Origin of the sequence: Actinokineospora sp. (assembly GCF_052390155.1) — a bacterium.
In the GTDB taxonomy this organism is placed as follows: Bacteria; Actinomycetota; Actinomycetes; order Mycobacteriales; family Pseudonocardiaceae; genus Actinokineospora.
The window spans coordinates 1-21579 of record NZ_JBQTHF010000005.1 but is presented as its reverse complement, the minus strand read 5'-3'; the positions used below and the strand labels follow the sequence as shown (position 1 = coordinate 21579).

Annotated in this window: 19 protein-coding genes, 1 pseudogene and 1 riboswitch; of the genes and pseudogenes, 10 read left to right on the top strand and 10 right to left on the bottom strand. The window is 71.7% G+C overall.

Going from position 1 to position 21579, the window contains the following annotated elements; genetic code table 11:
- Window positions 1-252: a hypothetical protein gene (locus ACT4N7_RS01990; RefSeq protein ID WP_444826808.1), complete on the top strand. Its 252-nt coding sequence runs from the start codon at window positions 1-3 to the stop codon at window positions 250-252.
- Between the two features lie 130 nt (window positions 253-382).
- On the opposite strand, the gene ACT4N7_RS01985 is transcribed toward ACT4N7_RS01990, so the two are convergent.
- The 4 genes and pseudogenes from ACT4N7_RS01985 to ACT4N7_RS01970 all read right to left on the bottom strand — a co-directional run bounded on the left by ACT4N7_RS01985 (window position 383) and on the right by ACT4N7_RS01970 (window position 4033).
- Window positions 383-715, bottom strand: a complete 333-nt coding sequence (locus ACT4N7_RS01985; protein ID WP_444826807.1) for a hypothetical protein — start codon at window positions 713-715, stop codon at window positions 383-385.
- A 134-nt stretch (window positions 716-849) separates the two neighbouring features.
- A pseudogene (locus ACT4N7_RS01980) lies at window positions 850-969 on the bottom strand (TIGR03089 family protein); the annotation flags it as partial.
- Between the two features lie 11 nt (window positions 970-980).
- Window positions 981-2399: an LCP family protein gene (locus ACT4N7_RS01975; protein ID WP_444826806.1), complete on the bottom strand. Its 1419-nt coding sequence runs from the start codon at window positions 2397-2399 to the stop codon at window positions 981-983.
- 122 nt (window positions 2400-2521) lie between these two features.
- Window positions 2522-4033 (bottom strand): LCP family protein, encoded by a 1512-nt coding sequence (locus ACT4N7_RS01970; protein ID WP_444826805.1) that lies wholly within the window; start codon window positions 4031-4033, stop codon window positions 2522-2524.
- 292 nt (window positions 4034-4325) lie between these two features.
- Between ACT4N7_RS01970 and rfbB the strand changes: the two genes are divergently transcribed.
- Both rfbB and rfbD read left to right on the top strand, forming a co-directional pair.
- Window positions 4326-5318: a dTDP-glucose 4,6-dehydratase gene (rfbB, locus tag ACT4N7_RS01965; protein ID WP_444826804.1), complete on the top strand. Its 993-nt coding sequence runs from the start codon at window positions 4326-4328 to the stop codon at window positions 5316-5318.
- Window positions 5319-5320: 2 nt separating this feature from the next.
- Entirely contained in the window at window positions 5321-6226 is a 906-nt protein-coding gene (rfbD, locus tag ACT4N7_RS01960) for a dTDP-4-dehydrorhamnose reductase (protein ID WP_444826837.1), read from the top strand.
- 4 nt (window positions 6227-6230) lie between these two features.
- Here the strand turns inward: rfbD and ACT4N7_RS01955 are convergent, their stop codons facing one another.
- From ACT4N7_RS01955 to ACT4N7_RS01945, 3 genes are read right to left on the bottom strand one after another with little or no spacing between them, the layout of a single operon-like run.
- On the bottom strand, window positions 6231-7316 hold the full coding sequence (locus ACT4N7_RS01955) for a glycosyltransferase family 4 protein (protein WP_444826802.1): 1086 nt from the start codon (window positions 7314-7316) through the stop codon (window positions 6231-6233).
- A complete protein-coding gene (locus ACT4N7_RS01950; protein WP_444826801.1) occupies window positions 7309-9825 on the bottom strand; it encodes a glycosyltransferase in 2517 nt (838 codons plus the stop codon). Before ACT4N7_RS01950 ends, ACT4N7_RS01955 begins: the two co-directional genes overlap by 8 nt.
- 60 nt (window positions 9826-9885) lie before the next feature.
- Window positions 9886-10812 (bottom strand): glycosyltransferase family 2 protein, encoded by a 927-nt coding sequence (locus ACT4N7_RS01945; RefSeq protein WP_444826800.1) that lies wholly within the window; start codon window positions 10810-10812, stop codon window positions 9886-9888.
- A gap of 34 nt (window positions 10813-10846) precedes the next feature.
- On the opposite strand from ACT4N7_RS01945, the gene ACT4N7_RS01940 reads away from it, so the two are divergent.
- From ACT4N7_RS01940 to ACT4N7_RS01930, 3 genes are all read left to right on the top strand, one after another.
- Window positions 10847-11977 carry a glycosyltransferase family 4 protein gene (locus ACT4N7_RS01940; protein WP_444826799.1) on the top strand — a complete coding sequence of 377 codons (1131 nt, stop codon included), beginning with the start codon at window positions 10847-10849 and terminating at the stop codon, window positions 11975-11977.
- 66 nt (window positions 11978-12043) lie between these two features.
- Window positions 12044-13195 carry a glycosyltransferase family 4 protein gene (locus ACT4N7_RS01935; RefSeq protein ID WP_444826798.1) on the top strand — a complete coding sequence of 384 codons (1152 nt, stop codon included), beginning with the start codon at window positions 12044-12046 and terminating at the stop codon, window positions 13193-13195.
- A gap of 34 nt (window positions 13196-13229) precedes the next feature.
- Complete coding sequence (locus ACT4N7_RS01930; RefSeq protein ID WP_444826797.1) at window positions 13230-14090, top strand: glycosyltransferase family 2 protein; 861 nt, start codon at window positions 13230-13232, stop codon at window positions 14088-14090.
- 15 nt (window positions 14091-14105) lie between these two features.
- On the opposite strand, the gene ACT4N7_RS01925 is transcribed toward ACT4N7_RS01930, so the two are convergent.
- Together ACT4N7_RS01925 and ACT4N7_RS01920 are read right to left on the bottom strand one after the other, a co-directional pair.
- Entirely contained in the window at window positions 14106-14498 is a 393-nt protein-coding gene (locus ACT4N7_RS01925; RefSeq protein WP_444826796.1) for a hypothetical protein, read from the bottom strand.
- A gap of 93 nt (window positions 14499-14591) precedes the next feature.
- The gene (locus tag ACT4N7_RS01920; RefSeq protein WP_444826795.1) at window positions 14592-15701 is read right to left on the bottom strand and encodes a mannose-1-phosphate guanylyltransferase; all 1110 of its coding nucleotides are present in this window, start codon (window positions 15699-15701) and stop codon (window positions 14592-14594) included.
- A gap of 76 nt (window positions 15702-15777) precedes the next feature.
- Here ACT4N7_RS01920 and ACT4N7_RS01915 point away from each other — a divergent pair, with 76 nt between their 5' ends.
- The 4 genes from ACT4N7_RS01915 (at window position 15778) to ACT4N7_RS01900 (ending at window position 20693) form a co-directional block, all read left to right on the top strand.
- The gene (locus tag ACT4N7_RS01915; protein WP_444826794.1) at window positions 15778-16695 is read left to right on the top strand and encodes a DNA-3-methyladenine glycosylase family protein; all 918 of its coding nucleotides are present in this window, start codon (window positions 15778-15780) and stop codon (window positions 16693-16695) included.
- A 50-nt stretch (window positions 16696-16745) separates the two neighbouring features.
- A riboswitch (cobalamin riboswitch) is annotated at window positions 16746-16953 on the top strand.
- Between the two features lie 108 nt (window positions 16954-17061).
- Window positions 17062-19320, top strand: a complete 2259-nt coding sequence (locus ACT4N7_RS01910) for a ribonucleoside-diphosphate reductase subunit alpha (RefSeq protein WP_444826793.1) — start codon at window positions 17062-17064, stop codon at window positions 19318-19320.
- Window positions 19311-20318 carry a ribonucleotide-diphosphate reductase subunit beta gene (locus ACT4N7_RS01905; protein ID WP_444826792.1) on the top strand — a complete coding sequence of 336 codons (1008 nt, stop codon included), beginning with the start codon at window positions 19311-19313 and terminating at the stop codon, window positions 20316-20318. The genes ACT4N7_RS01910 and ACT4N7_RS01905 overlap by 10 nt, the downstream gene beginning before the upstream one ends.
- 123 nt (window positions 20319-20441) lie before the next feature.
- The gene (locus ACT4N7_RS01900; RefSeq protein WP_444826791.1) at window positions 20442-20693 is read left to right on the top strand and encodes a hypothetical protein; all 252 of its coding nucleotides are present in this window, start codon (window positions 20442-20444) and stop codon (window positions 20691-20693) included.
- 3 nt (window positions 20694-20696) lie between these two features.
- Here the strand turns inward: ACT4N7_RS01900 and ACT4N7_RS01895 are convergent, their stop codons facing one another.
- A complete protein-coding gene (locus ACT4N7_RS01895; RefSeq protein ID WP_444826790.1) occupies window positions 20697-21182 on the bottom strand; it encodes a helix-turn-helix domain-containing protein in 486 nt (161 codons plus the stop codon).
- Window positions 21183-21579: the final 397 nt, after the last annotated feature.

Below are 21579 nucleotides of genomic sequence, written 5' to 3'. Positions count from 1 at the left end.
ATGGCCAGCACCCGCGACGGCATCCGTTCAGTCAAGATCGACAGTCTGAACCTGTGGGCTGCTGACGACGGCACGATCCACCTGACCACCGACGACCCGGACGTCAAGGACGGGTTCCACACGTACATCAACAACAACCCACGGTCCAAGAGGTACCACCCGTCGGCGTACCGGCAGCTCGCCCGGATCCTGCGGCGCTATGGCAAGACAGTGCCGGGCTTCGATCCCGAGGCAGACCCCGGCGAGGACTGAGCGGGTTCATCGTCGCCCGTCTCCAGGTCAGGCCAGAGCCAGTCGTTGTCGCCACACAGCCACCCGTCGTCACACATGACCGCGACGGTAAGCGGCCGGACCGTCGGCGTCTTGCCTGACTGGCAAGTCGCTACGCGCTGATCCCCATGCGGTAGGCGATGCCGCGCAGTTCACGACCGGTCGAGGTGTCCCGGCGCACGCGGGGCAACAGGTCGGTGACCGACTCCCGGGCGTACACGTTGGCCCGCAGGCGCAGGGCGGCTAGCCGTTCGCTCTCCCTGAACGCCGTGACCGCCGCGTCTTCGCGACCGGGTAGCGCACTGAGCGCACGGCCAGTGTCGAGCCAGTGCTTAGCTCGCCGTTCTGGACTTGATATCTGGATGAGATGCGTCGCGAGCGGGAGCATTTCGACCGCGAGGTGGGGGAGGCATACGACGAGTTGGACGAACGCCTTGCGCAGCAAGCCGAAGACCCGGACGTGACACAGCGGCTACCCCGGCCATACCCGCTGGCCAGCGGCCGGTACGAGCCCGTCGACCAGGTCGAAGGACGGCACCGACTCAACAATTAGCCGTTCAGCACAGTTCCGCAGCGCGCTGAAGTGACCGTGGCCACCGACAGCTCCACGCGGATGCCCGCCGCGTCGTCGTAGTGGGTGATCAGCGGCCGCGCGGCGGCGGACCGCAGCGGGCGGAGCAGGGCCTCGGTCAGACTCACGGACACTCCGGTCAGTCGATGCAGGGCACAGCGGCGACCGCTGTCGCGCGGGCGGGCGCGGCCAGGTCGAGCAGCCTGCCCCCGGTCAGGCTCTCACCAGGCGGCGCGGGCGGCCTCACGAGCCCGTCGACGAAGGCCCGCACCTGGGCGAGGTCCACCGACACGATGCTCTGCCCGCGCTCGTTGCGCGCGCCGACCGCGGTGACGGGGATGGTCACGAACGCCACCTGCCCGGACGCGAGCGCTTGCGCCTGGTTGACCAGGTCGAGGAAATGCAGCCCCGGGTCCATCACCACGGTCTTGGACACCGCCGACGCCAACGCGTTCAGCTTCGCCGCGTCGGTGAGCGTGTCGCCGCTGAGCACCTTGTTCATCGCCGACGCGAGGAAGGTCTGCTGGCGCACGATCCGGTCGAGGTCGCCGCGCGGCAGGCCCTTGCGCTGGCGCACGAAGGACACCGCGTCGCCGCCGCGCACGGTCTGTCTGCCGCGGCGGAAGTTCGCCCCGGAGTCCGAGTCGCTGGTCGAGCGGTTCAGGCACACCTCGACGCCGTCGATGGCCTCGGTGAGCAGGTAGAACCCGTACAGGGTGACCTCGGCGTAGTGGTCGACCCGCACGCCGGTGAGGTTCTGCACGGTCTGCACGAGCGCGGTGCGGCCCGCGCTGTCGGACTCGCGCTCGATCTTCTCCCGATCGCGCTCGCCGCCGTTGACCAGCGCTTTCGCGACCCGCGCCTTGGTGACGCCGAACGCGCCGTTGATCTTCTCGTCGCGGTGTCCCGGGATCGGCACGTAGGTGTCGCGCGGAATGGAGACGGCGGCCGTCTTGCCGCCGCCGCGCGGCACCCGCAGCAGGATCAGGGTGTCGGTGTTGATCGTCTCGGTCGCCTCGGTGCGCAGCTCGCGCAGCACCCGCAGCGACAGCGGCCTGCCCTGCAGGTCGGTGCGGGTGTCGTTGCCGACGACGAGGATGTCGTTGGCGCCGTCGTCGGCGGGCGGCGGCGGGGTGTCCGGGCTCTGCTGGGCCACGGCGAGCGCGTCGGTGGTGGTGACGCTCTGCTGGAATTCGTCCACGCGGGACCACACGACGCCCATGGCGGCCAGCGTGGCCACCGACACCAGCGCCACCAGCGTGCGGCCCGCGGCCAGCCAGCCCGATGGACGCGCGCGGACCGGTGGCGGTCTTCGAACCGTGGCCCGCCGCCCGGCCGACTTTTTGGGGGCGGTCGACTGTTTTCGAGCTGCCGACGGTGCCGGTTTCCGGCCCGCCGCGGGCGATGGCGAGGGTTTCCGGGCCGCGGGCGGTTTCGGGTCTGCCGGGATCGCGCCGAACACCTCGGTGTCGTCCACCGGTGCCGTGAACCAGGAGGCCGCCGGGGCAGACTCGGCCGCGTCGTCGTCCGGTGGATCGGGCGGCAGCCGGTCGGTCACGTCGGTCTCCTTCTCCGCCCCGGCGGGCGCCGGTCACGACACTAGACAACGACCTCGATGGAATGACGGTCGTTCACCCGGAGTAGTGACGTTCCCGCACGGATCGTGACTGGTCGGCCCGTTCAGTTGACGCAGGTGACGCCGCCCCCCTCGATCCGGCTCGGCTGCGGGGTACTCGGCTGCGGGGTACTCGGCGCGTCGCTCGCGGTGGGCTGCAGCCGCATCGCCCGCTCGCCCGCGGGCGAGCCCGACTGGTAGTTGGTGCCCAGCACGACCCGGACGCGGCCGGGCGGGAGCGTCCGGTCCTCCTCGAACACGAAGCCGCCGCTGAGCGAATTCGCGACCCGGTTGGCCTTCGCCAGCTCGCCCACCGCGTACCGGATGACCGACCTGGACTGCACCTGCGCGTCGCCGACCGCGCCCGCCCGGAAGCCCAGCCCAGTCAGGCTGGAGAGCACCGTCGAGGCCAGGCCGCGGGTGTTGGACCCGTTGCGCACCTCGACGGTGATGGCCTCGGCGGACGCCGACGACGTCCCGGGCACGGGCACGGGCACGGGCGCGGTGGTGGCGGGCGCGGAGCCGCGGCCGGTCGACGGCGTGCTCGGCGTGCCGCCGGTGAGCCTGGCCACGAAGTCGCGCACCTCCGGCGGGTCGACCTTGATCACGTCGGCGCCGCCGATCTTGGCGTCGCCCTGGTTCGGGATCGTGTAGAACTCGATGTTTCCGCTGGTCAGGCCCTGCATCTGGGCGGCGAAGCGGGACAGGTTCCAGCCCTTGGAGAGCACCACGGACTTCTGCACCGCGGTGATCAGGTCGCGCGCCTTGGCCGGGTTGGTGAGCATGTCGGCCGAGAGCACCTTGTCGGCGAGCGCGGCGAGGAAGACCTGCTGACGCACGATCCGGTCGAGGTCGCCGCCGGGCAGGTCGTAGCGCTGCCGCACGAACGCCAGCGCGTCCCTGCCCTCGATGGTCTGGCGCCCGGCGGCGAACCGCGCCCCCGACCGGGGCTCGTCCACGGCGTTGTTCAGGCACACCTCGACGCCGCCGATGGCCTTGGTGACCTCGTAGAAGCTGGCCAGGTTGACCTCGGCGTAGCGCTCGATGGTGACCGCGTTGCCGACGAGTCGCTCGATCGTGGCGATCAGGTTCTTGCGGCCCACCACGGTGGCCTTGGCGTCGAGTTCCTTGAGGTCGGTGACGCCCTCGGCGGCCAGCGTCTTGCGGGCGTCGTTGTAGGCGTAGACGAACGCGGAGTTGAGCTTGTGCTTGCCGAAACCCTCGCCGATGTCGACCCAGGAGTCGCGGGGGAACGAGATCGCGGTGGCGCGGCGGCCGTCGATCGGGATGTGCACCAGGATCATCGTGTCCGTGTTGCGCTCGCCGTCGACCTTGCCGCCGTTGAGCAGATCGAGGACTTCCTGCGGGAGCGGGTTGCCGTAGGCGTCGGTGCGGCTGTCCATGCCCACGAGGAGCAGGTCGATCGCGCCGTCGAGCGGCACCGGGCCGCGGTCGGCCACTTCGGCGGAGATGACGTCGGTAGTGACGGTGTTGTCGTCTATGTCACCGAAGGTCCACCAGCCGTAACCCATCGCGGCCAGCACCGCGGCGGACGTGGCCACCGCGACCGTGCGCACGAACGCTCCGCCGACCCGCGATCGCGGCTCTGACCTGCCGAAATTCGGGGGAGGCCGGACTGTCGCAGCAAGATTCGCCGCGGATACCGCCGCGCTGTCGGCCCCCGATTGCGCACGCTCGTCCACGCACGCTCCTCCCCGTCCGTCCCGTCCGATTTCAGATTACCCAGATTCGATCGGTAAGGCTTTCGCCCCTTCCACCGATAGAACGCACTGGTGGCTGCCGAGGTTGGCCAATGGCGTGAAAGACTGCGGCATCCGGCGGCAAAGGCGAGAGAGACATGGGGCCAAGATGCGGGTGTTGGTGACAGGCGGTGCCGGATTCATCGGTTCGCACTACGTACGGCAAGCGCTGACGGGGGCATACCCGACGCTGGCCGATGCCGAGATCGTCATCCTCGACAAGCTGACCTACGCGGGCAACCGGGAGAACCTGGCGCCCGTCGCCGACAGCCCGCGGCTGAGGTTCATCGAGGGCGACATCTGTGATCCCGACATCGTCCGCGAGAGCATCACGGGCGCCGACCTGGTGGTGCACTTCGCCGCCGAGTCGCATGTGGACCGCTCCATCGCGGGCTCCACCGACTTCGTGCGGACCAACGTGCTCGGCACGCAGACCCTGTTGCAGGCGTCGGTCGACGAGGGCGTGGCCAAGTTCGTGCACGTGTCCACCGACGAGGTGTACGGCTCGATCGAGGTGGGTTCCTGGCCAGAGGAGCACCCGCTGGAGCCGAATTCGCCGTACTCGGCGTCGAAGGCGTCCTCGGATCTGTTGGCCCGCTCGTATTTCCGCACCCATGAACTCGCGGTGTGCATCACCCGGTGTTCGAACAACTACGGGCCGTACCAGTTCCCCGAGAAGGTCATCCCGCTGTTCACCACCAATCTGCTCGACGGCAAGAAGATCCCGCTCTACGGCGACGGACTCAATGTGCGCGACTGGCTGCACGTGGACGACCACTGCCAGGGCATTCAGCTCGTCGCCGACGCGGGCCGCGCGGGCGAGATCTACAACATCGGCGGCGGCACCGAGCTGAACAACCGCGAGCTGACCAGCCTGCTGCTCGACGCCACCGGCACCGACGAGTCGTTCGTGCGGCCCGTGATCGACCGCAAGGCCCACGACCGGCGCTACTCGGTCGACATCACCAAGATCAGCACGGAGCTGGGCTACCAGCCGCGAGTGTCCTTTGCGGACGGTCTGGCGAGCACCGTGCAGTGGTACCGGGACAACCGGGCCTGGTGGGAGCCGCTGCGGGAGCGCACCGGGCATTTCGGTCGGTGACCGTGCAGCTCGCACTGCTGGTTCCCGGCGGCCACGGCCAACTCGGCCGCGAACTGGCCGCGCTCGGCACCGACGAGGTCTCCGTGCACGCGCCCGGGTCGGCCGACCTCGACCTGACCAGCGCGGGCTCGGTCATCGACGCGGTCGCCACCCTCGCCGAGACCGCCCGCGCGCAGGGCAGGCGCCCGGTCGTGGTCAACGCCGGGGCGTACACGGCGGTCGACAGGGCCGAGGCCGAGCGCGCGCGCGCGTTCGCGGTCAACGCCGACGGACCGCGCGTTCTCGCCGCCGCCTGTTCCTCGCGCGGAATCCCGCTGGTGCACGTGTCCACCGACTACGTCTTCCCCGGTGACGCCGACCGTCCGTACGAAGTGGGCGACGCGACGGGACCGAAGTCGGCGTACGGGATCACCAAGCTCGCGGGCGAGCAGGCCGTGCTCGGGTCCGGTGCGCGGTCGTGGATAGTGCGGACCGGGTGGGCCTACGGCGCCTACGGCGCGAACATCGCCAAGACCTTCGCGCGGTTGGAGTCGGAGCGGGACACGGTGTCTGTTGTGGACGATCAGGTCGGCTCGCCGACCTGGACCGGGGATCTGGCGCGGGGTCTGGTGGAGTTGGCGGCGAAGATCGCGAGCGGTGCGCCGCCGGTGGGCCGGGTGTTGCATTGCACTGGCGCGGGCGCGGTTTCCTGGTACGGCTTCGCGCGGGCGGTGTTCGAGGAGTTGGGCGCCGACCCGGAACGGGTTCGTCCGTGCGGTTCGCGCGACTATCCGACGCAGGCGGAGCGGCCCGCGTATTCGGCGTTGTCCGGGGCGGCGTGGGTTGCCGAGGGGCTGACCCCGATGCGGTTGTGGCGGGACGCCCTGGCGGCTGCTTTTCTCCTGCACCCCAAGGACTTCCGGCCCTGACGGGTCAGCGGCCCGACGCTCTGCGGTAGGCGGCGATGGTCAGTTCCGCGCAGCGGCGCCAGGTGTGGTTGGCGGCGTGGACACGGCGGGTGGTCAGCACCGCGGGGGACGGCGGGTTCTCCAGCGCGGCCGTGAGCGCGACCGCCATCGCCTCGCGGTTGCCGAACGGGACCAGGGTGGCGTGTCCGCCGGCGACCTCGCGCAGCGCGGGCACGTCCGAGCAGACCACCGGCACGTCGCAGGCCATGGCCTCCAGTACCGGCAGGCCGAACCCTTCGTCCCGGGACGGCAGCACCAGCGCCGACGCGCCCGCCACCACGCTCCGCAAGTCCACTTCGGACAGATAGCCGGTGGACAGTACCCTGGCCGAGCCGACCGTGTGGCCAGGTCCGGCGAGCACCAGCGGGGGCAGCGACGGGGTGGCCGCGTGCGCGTCGAGCAGCCAGTTCAACGCCTTGCGGGGTCCCGCCGCGCCCACGAACAGCAGATACTCCGATGGCAGGCCGATGCGGCGGGCGAGCGCCTCGTTCGGCGGGCGGGCGGTGAACCAGGCCAGGTCGACGCCGAGCGGAGTGACCACGACCTTGTCCGCCGAGACGTTGAGCCGGTCGATCACCCGCTCGGCCACGGCCTGGGTCGGGGTGCACACCACATCGGCCCGCCGGGCGGACAGGTGCACGAGCTGCGGCAGTTCGGCGTCGCTGGGCGGCAGATCGCCTGGGGCGTCGAGGAAAGCGAGGTCGTGCACGGTGAGCACGCCTGCCGCGCGGAAGGCGGCGGGCAGCACGAAATTGGTGCCGTGCACGACATCGGTCAACCCGGCGAACAGCTCGACCGGCGGAAACGGGGCGCGCAGCCATGCCTTGCGCAGCAGCCGGGCGGGCACCGGCATGCCGCGCGCCTGCGAACCGTGCGGGAGCACGCGGCGCAGTCCGCGCCACCCGCGCAGGGTGAAGGCCACGGCGCGCATGTCCACATCGGACGACGCGGCCAGTTCCTCGGCCAGGGCCGAGGTGTAGCGGCCGATTCCCGTGCGGTTGCCGAGCAGCGGCGTGCCGTCGATCAGCACGCGGACCGGGCGGCTAGCCATTCCCGCGTCCCGTCAACCGTTCGCGGGCGAGCCTGCGCACCCGGCCGACCGCGCGGCGGGCCAGTTCGGTCGGGCCGCCCGCGTCCAGGTACTCGCGCACCAGGCCGAAGTCGCGCCGCGCGGTGCCGGACGCGCCCAGCGATGGCTTGCGCACCAACGGTTCCCGGCCAGGCAGCCGGTCGGCGGCCGGGCGCGGGTCGCGGCAGAAGGCGGTGAGCGGGGCCAGCACGTTGTCCCAGGTGAACCGTTCCCGCACGATGGCGATGCGCTGCTGGCAGCCGCGCGCGAACTCCGCGTCGTAGAGCGCCCGCTCCAGCGCGTCGGCCAGCACTTCCTGATCCTGCGCGGGAACCACCACGCCCAGCCGTTCCTGGCGGACCAGGTCGGCGAAGGAGTCGCCGTCGGTGGTCACGATCGGCAGCCCCGCCCACAGGTAGTCGAGCACCCGGGTGCGGAACGCGAACGTGGTCTCCACGTGCTCGTAGTGCGTGGTGGCGCCGCAGTCGGCGTCGAGCAGCCAGTCCTGCCGCTCGTCGTAGGGCACCCAGATCTCGTTGAAGAACACGTGCCGGTCGGTCAGGTCCAGCCCGGCGGCCAGCGCGCGAACCTGGCTGCCCACGCCCATTTCCGGCACCTCGGGGTTGGGGTGCTTCATCCCCAGGAACACCAGCCGCACGTCCGGGCGGCGCCGGGCGAGGATGCCGATGGCGCCGACCAGGGTCAGCGGGTCGAACCAGTTGTAGACCCCGCCCGCCCACAGCACGACCTTGTCCGTCTCGGCGATCCCGGGGATGGTGCCCTTGATCGGCGACCGGCTCTGCTGCGGCGGTTTGCCGGGGAGTCCAAAGGGGACGACCGCGAGCAGTGAGCGCAGCGTGGGGTCGGCGTCGTAGAGGTCGGGGGTGAGCCTGCCGAGGGAAAGCAGGTGCCCCAGCCAGAAGTGCCGCTGCCGCTCGGAGGCGCAGACGAAGAAGTCGCCCCGGTCGAGCTGGGTGTTGAGCACTTTGGTGACCCCGGCCAGGTCGAGCGCGCGCTGTTCGGCGATCTCGTCTCGGCCCTGCTCCAGCAGTTCCAGGTGCATCGGGTCGTAGACGTCGCACACGACGATCTTGGTGGAGCCGGGTTTCTTCAGCGCGGGCACCAGTTCCAGCGCGTGGCCCTGCAGGATCACCACGTCGGCCCAGGCCACGTGCGCGTCCAGCTCGCGGCGGTGCGCGCGCAGCACCGCGAACGACGCGTCCGGCGGCGCGCAGATCGGGTTGACCGTGACCAGCCGCACGTCGTGTTCGGCGGCCAGCACGTCGGCCATGTTCCAGGCCCGGATCGCCGGACCCGCCATCCGCGCGGAGATCGCGTCGCCGGTGATCACCAGGATGCGGCGCGCGCCGCCGAACGCGGCCTCCAGGCCGAACGCCTCGACCAGGATGTCGTGCGCGGCCAGGTAGCGCGGCAGCGGGTAGGCGGGTTCCATCGCCTTGCGCATCAACGGGATCAGGTCGGCGTCCGTGCGCACCCGGTTGGCCTGCTCGACCTCGCGGGAGGCCGCCAGCGACGGCAGCAGCTCGACGAACTGGTCGATGGCCAGCAGCCCGGCCAGCGTCGTCCGCGCGATCGGCACGTCGCCGCCGTCGCCCTCGGCGCGGCGGGTGATCTCCAACTGGGTCGGGTCGATCTCGCCGCGCGCGGTCGCCCTGCGCACGGCCAGCGCCAGCGCCGCAGGCAGCGCCTTGGCCAGCGTGGCGTCGGACAGGTTCTTGTAGAGCGCCGCCAACGCGTTGCGCTCCAGCAGGTACAGCTCGCGCGAGTTGTCCGGGGTATCCACTTTGGACACCGAGGCGTGGTGCCGGTGGAAGGCCAGCGACGCGGGTTCGTAGCGCACCCGCCAGCCGCGCAGGTTCAGCCGCCAACCCAGGTCGACGTCCTCGTAGAACATGAAGAAGCGCTCGTCGAACCCACCCAGCTCGCGGAAAACACCCGCCCGCACGAACATCGCCGAGCCGGTCGCGAACAGCACGTCGCGCGGGGCGTCGTGGCTGCCGTCGTCCGGCTGCCCGGCGTGGCGCTTGTAGCCCATGCCGAACCAGGTCAGCCCGCCGTCGACGAAGTCGATGTTCGCGCCGTCCCAGTCGAGCACCTTGCTCGCCACACCCGCCACATCCGGCTGCTCGGCCAGCACCCGCACCGCCGCGCGCGCCCACTGCGGGTCGGGCCTGGCGTCGTTGTTGAGGAACGCCAACACCGTGCCGGTGGCCCGCCGGGCACCCAGGTTGCAGCCGCCCGCGAAGCCGAGGTTCGCGGGCGCCTCGACGAGGTCGACCCCCTCGACCGCGCGGATCCGCTCGGCGCCGCCGTCCCCGGAGGCGTTGTCGACGCAGATCACCTGCAGCCGGTCGCTCGGGTAGTCCAGGTCGGTCCGCAGCGCCCGCAGACACGTCACAGTGTCCTCGGCGCCTCGGTAGTTGACCACCACCACCGACAGCACGGGAAGCAATCCCGCCCCCTCTGCCAAGTCGGCCTCCTCACGTCCTCGTTCCGCATAGCGTGCCTCATCGCGGTGCGTGACAGTCGCTCAACCGTCCAAAACGCTCGCCCACACGTCCGTGCGGGTCACCGCCGCGCGTCTGCTGATCGCGCGGCGCTGGCCCAGCGTCCGGGGCAGCCGGGCCAGCACCGCGCCCAACACCCCCAGTCGCAGCCCCACCGCGAAGTTCGCCGCGTCCGGCACCGGCCTGCCCAGCGCGCGGCGAACCGGGAGCAGCGCCGTGACCAGCGCGAACCGGACCACTTCGCGGAGCGCGACCCCGGCCGGGGCGCAGCGCAGCAGCATCAGTAGCCGGTTGCGCTCGTTCCAGCGGTGAAACGGCCGCGAGCCCGGCCGGGTGCTCGCCCCGTGCCGGTGCGTGACGCGCGCGGCGGGCACCGAGAGCACCCGCCACCCGCCCAGCCGCAGCCGCCAGGACGTGTCGGTGTCCTCGTAGTAGCAGAAGAACTCGCCCGGCACCCCGCCCGCCTCGGCCAGCGCGGACACCCTGAGCAGCGCCGCGCCGCCGCAGAACCCGAACACCGCGCCGCCGGTCACGTCCACCCCGTGCCCGTCCGGGGTCAGGCCCACGCCGACCGACTGCACCGCCCCGTCCGGCCGCTCCAGGCGCGCGCTCGCCGCCCCGGCCCGCTCGTCGGCGTCGAGCGCGTCCTCCATGGCCGCGAGCCAGCCGGGCGCGGGCGCCGCGTCGTCGTTGAGCCAGGCCATGTAGACGGTGTCGACGGCGGGCAGCGCGGCGGCGAGTCCGCCCGCGTAGCCCGCGTTGCGGTCGAGCCGGATCACCTTGGGGGACAACGGGTGCGCGGCGAGCACCGTCGCGGTTCCGTCGGCGGAGGCGTTGTCCAGTACGACCGTCCGGTGTGGACGGGTCTGCCGGGCGAGCGCGTCCAGGCAGGCGCCGACGTGGTCCCTGCCACGCCAGGTGACCACCACGACCGTCGTGCGCACGGTCAAAGTGAACCACCGCGCGCCGTGGCACCCTGTGCGGGTGCCAGAGCTCGTCGTGCTCACCGAGCAGCTCCTCGCTCCGGTCCCAGGCGGCACCGGCCGCTACACCCGCGAGCTGGCCGCCGCCCTGGCCGCCGGCGCACCCGTGGGCTGGACCGTCACGGGCGTCACCGCGCGGCACCCCGACCCGCGGCCCGCCGTGGTGTCCGGGGTGGCCGGTCCCCGGTCGCTGCCGCTGTCCCGCCGCGCGCTCACCCTGGCCTGGGAGCACGGCGTGCCGCTGTGGCCCGGCGGCGACGTCGTGCACGCGCCGACCCCGCTCGCCCCCGCGGCGGCGCGGCGCGGGCGGGGGTTGGTCGTCACGGTGCACGACACCGTGCCGTTCACCCACCCCGAGACGCTCACCAAGCGGGGCGCCGCGTGGCACCAGACGATGATCAAGCGCGCCGTCGCGCGGGCCGACGCGATCGTGGTGCCCACCGCGGCCGTCGCGGCGGAGTTGACCCGCTACGCCCCCGGACCGGCGCGGGTGCACGTCGTCGGACACGGGGTGCCCGCCGTGCTCCGCACCCCGCCCGACCCGGCGGTCGTCGCCGACGTCGTCGCGAAGTACCGGCTCCCCGAGGCGTATGTGCTCGCGGTCGGCACCGTCGAGCCGCGCAAGGGCCTCGACGTGCTGATCGCGGCGATGGCCACCTCCGTCGGGCCCGACCTGCCGCTGGTCGTAGCGGGTCCGCCCGGCTGGGGCGCGGTCGATCTGCGCGGGCTCGCGGACCAGCACGGCCTGCCGCAGAGCAGTCTGCACACCCTCGGTCGGGTCAGCGACGCCGAACTCGCCGTCGTGCTGCACCGCGCCACCGTGCTCGCCGCGCCCAGCCGCGCCGAGGGCTTCGGCCTGCCCGTGTTGGAGGCGATGGCCGCCGGGGTGCCGGTGGTGCATTCCGACGCTCCGGCGCTGGTCGAGGTCGCGGGCGGCACCGGCCTGGTCACCCGCCGGGACGACCCGGTCGGCCTGGCCCGCGCTCTCCGCAGCGTGGCGGAGTCACCTGATCGGGTGGCGTTGATGGTGTCGCGGGGACGGGCCCGGGCCGACATTTTCACCTGGGAGCGCGCCGCCGAGTCGTTGTGGCGCTTGCACCTGCAGGTCCACGCCACGGTGCGCGGCGGCTGAACCCGATCGGTGGAAGTTAACCCGTTCGTGAGATGGGTCGACAGCGGTCGTCGTACTCTTCCCTGCGTGTCCCCGGCCGATCCTCGCGTACTCATCGACGCGACAGCCGTGCCCGCGGACCGCGGCGGCGTCGGCCGCTACGTCGATTCGCTGGTCGCCGCCCTGGACGCGGACGGCGCCGACCTGGGCGTCGTCTGCCAGCCGCGGGACGCGGCCCTCTACACCGACCTCGCGCCGCACGCGCGGATCGTGCCCACCTCCGAGTCGGTGACCACCCGCACCGCGCGCCTCACCTGGGAGCAGACAACGCTGCCGCGCCTCGTGCGCAGGCTCAGGGTCGACGTGCTGCACTCGCCGCACTACACGAGCCCGCTGGCCAACCCGGCCGCATCCGTGGTCACCCTGCACGACGCCACCTTCTTCACCGACGCCGCGCTGCACCACTCCATCAAGGCCCGCTTCTTCCGCGCGTGGACCAAGACCGCGCTGATGCGCGCGTCCCGCTGCGTGGTGCCCAGCGAGGCCACCGCCGCCGAGCTGACCCGGGTCGCGGGCGCCGACCCGCGCGCGCTGGACGTCATCCAGCACGGTGTCGACGACGACCGGTTCCACCCGCCCTCGCCCGACGAGGCGCGCGCCGCCCGCGCCGCCATCGGCCTCGGCGACCAGCCGTACGTGGCGTTCCTCGGTGCGCTGGAGCCGCGCAAGAACGTGCCTGCGCTGGTCCGCGGGTTCGCCGCCGCGTGCCGCGGCCGAGCCGAGCCGCCGTCGCTGGTGCTCGCGGGCCAGCCGGGGTGGGACGGGCAGATCGAGCGCGCGCTCGACGGCGTGCCGCACCGGCTGCGCGTCATCCGGGCCGGGTACCTGCCGTTCGAGCACCTGGCGGGCTTCCTCGGCGGCGCCGCGCTCGTCGCGTACCCCAGCCTCGGTGAGGGGTTCGGCCTGCCGGTGCTGGAGGCCATGGCGTGCGGAGCGTGCGTGCTCACCACCCGCCGCCTGTCACTGCCCGAGGTCGGTGGCGAAGCGGTCGCGTACTGCGGCGTCGGTGCGGGCGACATCGCCGCCGCGCTCGCCGACCTGCTCGACGACCCGGCCCGCCGCGCGGCGCTGTCGACGGCGGCGCAGCAGCGGGCGAAGGAGTTCTCCTGGAGCCAGAGCGCCGAACTCCACCGGACCGCGTACGGGCGCGCGGTCGCCCAGCACCGCAGGGCGCGCTGAGTCGGGTCCGCGCGGGCGTGCACAATGTCTGACCGTGACCGAACACACCTCCTACGGCAGCGACCTCGCTGTCGTGACCGTGACGTATTCGCCGGGGGAGACGCTGGAGCGGTTCCTCGACACCCTCGCGAAGGCCACCACCCGGCCCGTGCACGTGGTCCTGGCCGACAACGGCTCCACCGACGGCGCCCCCGAGGCCGCCGCGGCCGCCCGTGACCACGTCGAACTCGTCCCGACCGGCGGCAACCTGGGCTACGGCGCGGGCGCCAACCGCGGCGTGGCGGCCCTGGACTCCCGCTACGGCTGGATCGTCGTCGCCAACCCCGACGTCGAATGGCACCCCGGCTCCCTCGACACCCTGCTCGACGCCGCCGACCGCTGGCCCCGCGGCGCCACTTTCGGTCCCCTGATCACCGAACCGAGCGGAAAGGTCTACCCGTCGGCGCGTGATCTCCCGTCGCTGGGAAAGGGAATCGGGCACGGCGTGCTGGGAAAGGTGTGGCCGGGCAATCCGTGGACGAAGTCGTACAAGCAGTCGTCCGCCGATGTGCGTGAGCGGGTGGCGGGTTGGCTGTCCGGCTCCTGTCTCCTGATCCGGCGCGAGGCATTCGATTCGGTGGACGGGTTCGATTCGCGGTATTTCATGTACTTCGAGGACACGGACCTGGGTGCACGGCTGAGCCGGGCCGGGTGGCAGAACGTCTACGTGCCGTCGGCGGAGATCATGCACATCCAGGGCGTTTCCACGGCGAAATCATCGGCGAAGATGCTGGCGGCGCATCACGACAGCGCGTACCGGTACATCGCCGATCGGCACCAGGGTCCCCACTGGGCGCCGGTGCGAATGGCGATCAAGGCCGGCCTCGCAGTGCGCCTGAAATTGCAAACCCGCTGACCGACGAATCGGAATTCAGCGGTGATGGCCGCCGTCGAGGCGTTGGGTGAGGGTGGGGCGGGCGGTGGGGGGCTGCTTGACCGTGGGCACCAGTCCGTCGACGCGTTCGGGCTCCGGCGGCGGGGGTTGCTGCGGCACCGGCAAGCGCTCCGTCGGCCGCCCCGGCGCCGCGAGCGACTGGGTCGCCGCTTCCTGGGCGATCGCGGGCAGCTCATCGTCCATGCGGGCGATCGGGAAGACCATCGTCACATCGGGGTCGTCGTTGTCGAGCGCGGACACCACGGCTCGCGGGATCTGCAGGGTCGCGGCGGCGTCCATCGGCGAGATGGCGCTCTCCGGGGTGACCACGTAGGCGCCGCGCGCGCGGGCTCGCGCCAGGATGGCGTCGGCCCGGTCACGGGGGTCCATGTATCGGCCTCTCCTGCGTCCATCGATGTGCTCTGCCAGAGTATCCCTCTCCTCACGTGCCGTCAGCGGACACGGCGAATCGGTCAGGTGAAATCAGACGTAGTCGAGGTCACCCCGGGTGCGCAGGATCTCGGTCAGCATCTTGATGTCTTGGGCGCGGTCACGCGCGCAGACCAGCACGGCGTCGTCGGTGTCGACGACGATCAGGTCGCGCACACCGAGCGTGGCGACCAGTCTGCCACCGGCCGGAACGATGATCATCTCGGCGCCGTCGACCGCGACGACCTTGCCATCGTGGGTGCCGGTGGCGACCGAGCGGCAGCCCGCGCCCGCGTCGACGCCCAGCAGTTCGCCCAACGTCTCGAAGTCGCCGATGTCGCTCCAGCCGAAATCGCCGGGGACGGTGGCGACCTTGCCCTCCTCGGCGGCGGGCTCCATGACGGCGTACTCGACCGCGACCTTCGGCACCGTCGGCCACAGCTCGGCGAGCACCGCGTCCTGCGCGGGGGTGTCCCACGCGGCGGCGATGGCGCGGATCGGGTCGGCGACGTCCGGGCGGCGGGCGGCCAGCTCGGTGAGGAACACGTCGGTGCGCCAGACGAACATGCTGGCGTTCCACAGGTAGCTGCCCGACTCCACGTACTTGGTGGCCACGTCGAGCGCGGGCTTCTCCTTGAACTCCAGCACCCGCTGGATCACCGAACGCTCGGCGACCTCGCCGCACCGCAGGTAGCCGTACCCGGTCTCGGGGCGGGTCGGGGTGATCCCGATCGTCATCAGGTGGCCCGCGCGGGCGCCGTCGACGGCACGGGCCACGGTGTGCGCGAACTCGGCCGTGTCGGCGATCAGGTGGTCGGCGGCGAAGGACGCCATCACCGCGCCGGGGCCGCGCTTGTCGATCACGGCGGCGGCCAGCGCGATGGCCGCGCACGAATCGCGGGCGAACGGCTCGACCAGGATGTTGCGCTCGGGCAGGTCGGGCAACTGCCGGGCGACGCCCGCCGCGTGCGCGGTGCCCGTGACCACGAGCAGATTCTCCGCTGACGACAAGGGAACCAGCCGGTCGAAGGTGGCCTGCAACAGCGACCGGTCGGTGCCGGTGAGCCGGTGCAGGAACTTCGGGTTCGCCGCCCGCGACAGCGGCCAGAGCCGGGTGCCGCTCCCGCCCGCGGGTACGACGATGTGCAGTTCGGTCGACGTCACTGAGCTTGGTGTCCTTGTCCCCGACGATCCAGCCATGTGGCGCCACTCTAGCCACCCGGCCGGTACGGTCCTCGTGATGACCGCGATCCCCACCGGCACGGAGCGGACCGGGCGCTGGGTGCCCGATGGCCCGCTCGACGTCGCCGCGCTGCTGCGGCCCCTGCGCCGTGGCGGCGGCGATCCGACCCTGCGCCGCACCGACGCGGGCGCCTGGTTCGCCGCCAACACCGCCGCCGGTCCGGGCACCCTGCGCTTGCGGGTCGCGGGCGGCGAGGTGCACAGCACCGCATGGGGGCCGGGCGCGGATGTGCTGCTCGACGGCGTGCCCGCGCTGCTCGGCGCGCACGACGACGACTCCGGGTTCGAAGCCCACCACCCGCTGATCGCCGAGGCCCGGCGGCGCAGTCCGGGGCTGCGGCTGGGGTCCACCGGCCGGGTCTGGGACGTGCTGCTGGCCGCCATCCTGGAGCAGAAGGTCACCGGCCACGAGGCCCACCGCGCCTGGCGCGACCTCGCCCGCCGCTTCGGCGAGCGCGCGCCGGGTCCCGCGGAGCTGTTCGTGCCGCCGACGCCGCGCGCGGTGCTCGGCATCCAGGACTGGGAGTGGCACAAGGCGGGCGTCGACGGTGCCCGGCGCCGCACGATCATCGCGGCGGCGCAGGTGGCGGACCGGTTGGAGCGGGCGGCCGACCTGCGCGGGGTCGAGGGGCGGGCGCTGCTGCGCAAGGTGCCCGGCATCGGCGTGTGGACGGCCGCCGAGGTCGCCCAGCGCGCCTGGGGCGACCCGGACGCCGTCAGCGTCGGCGACTACCACATCCCCGGCGTGGTCGGCCACGCGCTGGTCGGCCGCAAACTCGACGACGCGGGCATGCTCGAAGTGCTCGCGCCCTACGCGCCGCAGCGTCAGCGCGCGGTGCGCTACATCGAGGCCAGCGGCTTCCGCAAACCCCGCTTCGCGCCGCGGTTCGCCCCCCGGGACTACCGCGGCATGTAGCCGACACGCGGACCATCTAGGGGTGTGGCGAGCTGCTTACCCCAACATGTAGTCTTCGCCGTGCTGGTGGTTCGCCCGGTTCGGGCGAGGCAAGAGGGAACCCGGTGCGAACCCGGGACTGCCCCGCAGCGGTGAGTGGGAGCGACCGCCGTCACAGAGCACTGGGCACGAGCCTGGGAAGCGACGGCCAGTAGGTCCGCCGGGGTCGCCCGGCGGGTGCCCGCGAGTCCGAAGACCTGCCACCGGCGCGCGCGTCGATCCCGGCGCGCGCGGTCCCGGGCCTCGTGGGTGGGTCGACGCGGACGGGTCAGGTCCGCCTGCCTTCGCGCGCCGACTCCCCGCCTGCCCTCGTGAAGGAGAGCGTCAGTGACCGTCACCCTTGACACGATCGCGGCCGCGGCGGTCGGACTGTCCGATGTGGACGTCGCGCGGGTAGTGGCCGCGGCGAGTGCGGGCGCGCATCCCGGGGCCACCGCGCACGAACTGCGCGAGTTGGCGATCCGCACCGCCGCCGGGCTGATCGGCGAGGAGCCGCAGTACTCCCGGCTCGCGGCCCGGCTGCTCGCGGCGCACATCCGCGCCGAGGTCGAGGACTCTGGCGTCGGCGACTTCGCGGGCGCGGTCGCGCTCGGCCGCGCGGTCGGCGTGTTCTCCGCGCGGCTGGCCGATTTCGTCGCCGCGCACGCCGTCGAACTGGACTCGCTCGTCGACCACGGCGCCGACGACCGGTTCGGGTACTTCGGCCTGCGCACCGTCTACGACCGGTATCTGGTGCGCCACCCCGAAACGCGCCAGGTGCTGGAGACGCCGCAGTACTTCCTGCTGCGCGTCGCCTGCGGACTGGCCGAGTCCCCTGCCGAGGCCGCGGAACTGTACGCGCTGACCAGTTCCCTGTCGTACCTGCCCAGTTCGCCCACGCTGTTCAACTCCGGCACCGCGCACCCGCAGCTCTCGTCGTGCTTCCTGCTCGACTCGCCGCGCGACGAGCTGGACTCGATCTACCACCGCTACGCCGAGGTCGCGCGGCTGTCCAAGCACGCGGGCGGCATCGGCATCTCCTGGAGCAGGGTGCGCTCGCGCGGCTCGCTGATCCGCGGCACCAACGGCCAGTCCAACGGCATCGTGCCCTGGCTGCGCACCCTGGACGCGTCCGTGGCCGCGGTCAACCAGGGCGGCCGCCGCAAGGGCGCCGCGTGTGTCTACTTGGAACCGTGGCACGCCGACATCGAGGAGTTCCTGGAACTCAAGGACAACACCGGCGACGAGGCCCGTCGCACGCACAACCTCAACCTCGCGCTGTGGGTGCCCGACGAGTTCATGCGCCGGGTCGAGGCCGACGCCGACTGGTCGCTGTTCGACCCCAAGGCCGTGCCCACCCTGCCCGACCTGTGGGGCGCGGACTTCGACGCCGCGTACACCGACGCCGAGCGCCGCGGGCTCGCCGCGCGCACCATTCCCGCACGCACGCTCTACGGCCGGATGATGCGCACCCTCGCGCAGACCGGCAACGGCTGGATGACCTTCAAGGACGCGGCGAACCGGGCGTGCAACCAGACCGCGGAGCCGGGCAACGTGGTGCACCTCTCCAATCTGTGCACGGAGATCCTGGAGGTCACCGCCGACGACGCCACCGCGGTGTGCAACCTCGGCTCGGTCAACCTCGCGTCCCATGTGGACGGCGTGGGCCTCGACTGGGACAAGCTGGAGCGCACCGTGCGCACGGCCGTCCGGTTCCTCGACCGCACCATCGACCTGTCGTTCTACCCGACACCGCCCGCGTCCGGCAGCAACCAGAAGTGGCGACCGATCGGGCTCGGTGTGATGGGTCTCGCGGACGTGTTCTTCGCGCTGCGCCTGCCTTTCGACTCGCCCGCGGCGCTGGCGCTCTCGACCAGGATCGCCGAGCGGATCGCGCTCGCGGCCACGGAGACCTCGGCCGACCTGGCCGCCGACGTCGGCCCACACCCGGCGTACGGCCAGACCCGCGCCGCGCGCGGCGAATTGCACGTCGACCACTTCCCGGGCGCGGAGATCGCCGAGCCCGCGCGCTGGGCGGCGCTGCGGGACCGAATCGCGGTGACCGGACTGCGAAACTCGCTGATGATCGCGATCGCGCCCACGGCGACCATCGCCGCCATAGCGGGCTGCTCCGAGTGCGTCGAGCCGATCGTGTCCACAGTGTTCAAACGGGAAACCCTGTCGGGCGAGTTCATCCAGCTCAACCCGCACCTGGTCGCCGACCTGAAACGCCTGGGGCGCTGGGACAAGCGCACCCGCGACGCGATCAAGCAGGCCGACGGCTCCGTACAGGGCCTCGACCTGCCCGCCGAGCTGCGCGCGCTGTACCGCACGGCCTGGGAGTTGCCGCAGAAGGCGCTCATCGATCTCGCCGCCGCCCGCATGCCGTTCATCGACCAGAGCCAGTCGCTGAACCTGTTCCAGGCCAGTCCGACGATCGGCAAGCTGTCCTCGATGTACGCCTACGCCTGGCGTCGCGGCCTCAAGACCACGTACTACCTACGTTCCCGTCCCGCCACCCGAATTCAGCCGACCATGGTGTCCATTATGGACACTGCGGTGGCTTGTTCGCTGGAGAACCCCGAGACCTGCGAGGCATGCCAGTGACCACCCTGCTCGACCCCGGCATGGACCTGACCCTGCGGCCCATGCGCTACCCGGACTTCTACGAGCAGTACCGGGCCGCGATCCGCAACACGTGGACCGTCGAGGAGGTCGACCTCGCCTCCGACGTCACGGACCTGGCGAAGCTCACCCCGGCCGAGCACCACCTCGTCAAGCGCCTGGTGGCGTTCTTCGCCACGGGCGACTCGATCGTGGCGAACAACCTGGTGCTCAACCTGTACCAGCACGTCAACGCCCCCGAGGCACGGCTTTACCTGTCGCGCCAACTGTTCGAGGAGGCCGTGCACGTCCAGTTCTACCTGACCCTGCTCGACACCTACCTGCCCGATCCCGACGAGCGCGCGCAGGCATTCGCCGCGCTGGAACACATCCCGTCGATCCGGCAGAAGGGCGAGTTCTGTTTCCGGTGGATCGACTCGATCGGATCGGTGGCACGGCTGGAAACCAAGGCGCAGCGGCGGCAGTTCCTGTTGAACCTCATCTGTTTCGCCGCGTGCATCGAGGGCCTGTTCTTCTACGGCGCCTTCGCCTACGTGTACTGGCTGCGCTCACGCGGGCTGCTGCACGGCCTGGCCACCGGCACCAACTGGGTCTTCCGCGACGAGTCCATGCACATGAACTTCGCGTTCAGCGTCGTGGACACCGTCCGCGCCGAGGAACCCGACCTGTTCGACGACGCCTTGCGCGGCGAGGTCGTTCGGATGATCCGCGAGGCCGTCGACTGCGAACTGGAGTTCGCCCGCGACGTCTGCGGCGACGGCCTGTCCGGCATGAACGTCGGCGAGATGGCGCAGTACCTGCGGTTCGTCGCCGACCAGCGCCTGGCCCGCCTCGGCTACCCGGCCGAATTCGGCGCGGAGAACCCGTTCGGGTTCATGGAACTGCAGGACGTCCAGGAACTCACCAACTTCTTCGAGCGCCGCGTCTCGGCCTACCAGGTGGCTGTCGCAGGCTCGGTAGCGCTGGACGAGGACTTCTAGTCCCGCGAGTTGTCCACAGGCTGAGCCGCGCACAGGTGCGGTCATGCGGAACTCCGTGGTCCACTTGAGCGGGACATAGCGGCGCGCTGATTCGGGGCGTCGGGCTCGGGGAAAGGAGTCCTGTTGGCTGACATCGACCGCACCTCCGCAGACGTGGGGGAGGCAATCAAGGCTTTCCTGGTGGCCGAGGGCCACCTGCCACCAGGGCGTGTCGTGACGCACGCGGTCGTCGTCTTCAGGACCCTGGAGTCCGACGACGCGGGCCAGGCGGTGACTCGGCGGGGTCGGTGCTATCCGATCGGCGATCTGGACCCGACGATGGAACGGGGAATGCTCGACGACGCGCTCTACGACGCGCGCCGGGAACGCGGCTAGCTGCTACTCCGGCGTGCGCCCGGAATTGTGCTGCTGCTCGGCGTCGCTGAGGGTGCTGCCGCGCCGATACGGCTCCGCCGTCGTCGGCGACGAGGTCGGCCGGGTATCGAGGAACGCGTGCAGCAGGTCGATGACCGCCTGGAGTTGCCGCTCGGTCACCTGGGCGAGCAGGTCGCGGGCCTCGGCGAGTGACGCGGTGGGCCGTCCGGGGCGCGCCGGGTCGTAGTTCGACGGGTCGAGTCCGGCCAGTTCCAACGCGTGCTGCGGGTCGAGGCCGACCGCCTCGGCCGCGCTGGTGACCGTGTTCGGCTTCGGCCGGACCGGCTTTCCGCCCGAGCCCGTTCCCTTTTCCAGGTTCTGCCATTGCGCGCGCGAGATCCGGGCCCGCTGCGCCGCCGCCGTCTGGCTGAGTCCGGCGTCTTCCCGTGCCTCGCGGAGCAACCGGCCGAGGGGCCACGAACTGTCGGATCCACCCTGCCGCCCGGTCATGCAGCCGATGATCCCGCAAGTCGCACCGTACGCCGACAGCGAAACGCAGGTGCTTGTTAGTGGCGGATTGTTGCGTTAAATTGGGCCGGTGAGCGCATGGTCCGGCTGGGATGAATGGGAGCTGAGCGTTGCCGGTTGTCGTGACACGGCAGTGGTGACACGATCGGGTGAATTCCGCGCTGACGGAAATGGTGTGGAGGACGATCGGGCTACCCAGGGAGAACTGCGGCCACGCGGGCGGCGACCACGAACTGGGGGCGGGCGGCGGTTGCTATAATAAGCAGCCAGCCGCCCCCACCCCGGCCCGATTACCCGGTGCGGGGTCCCGGGCGGGAGACCCGGCGCCGGAGGGTGAGCGCGGTGGGTGTGCCGACCCCCGGGGGCCATCCCCACACGC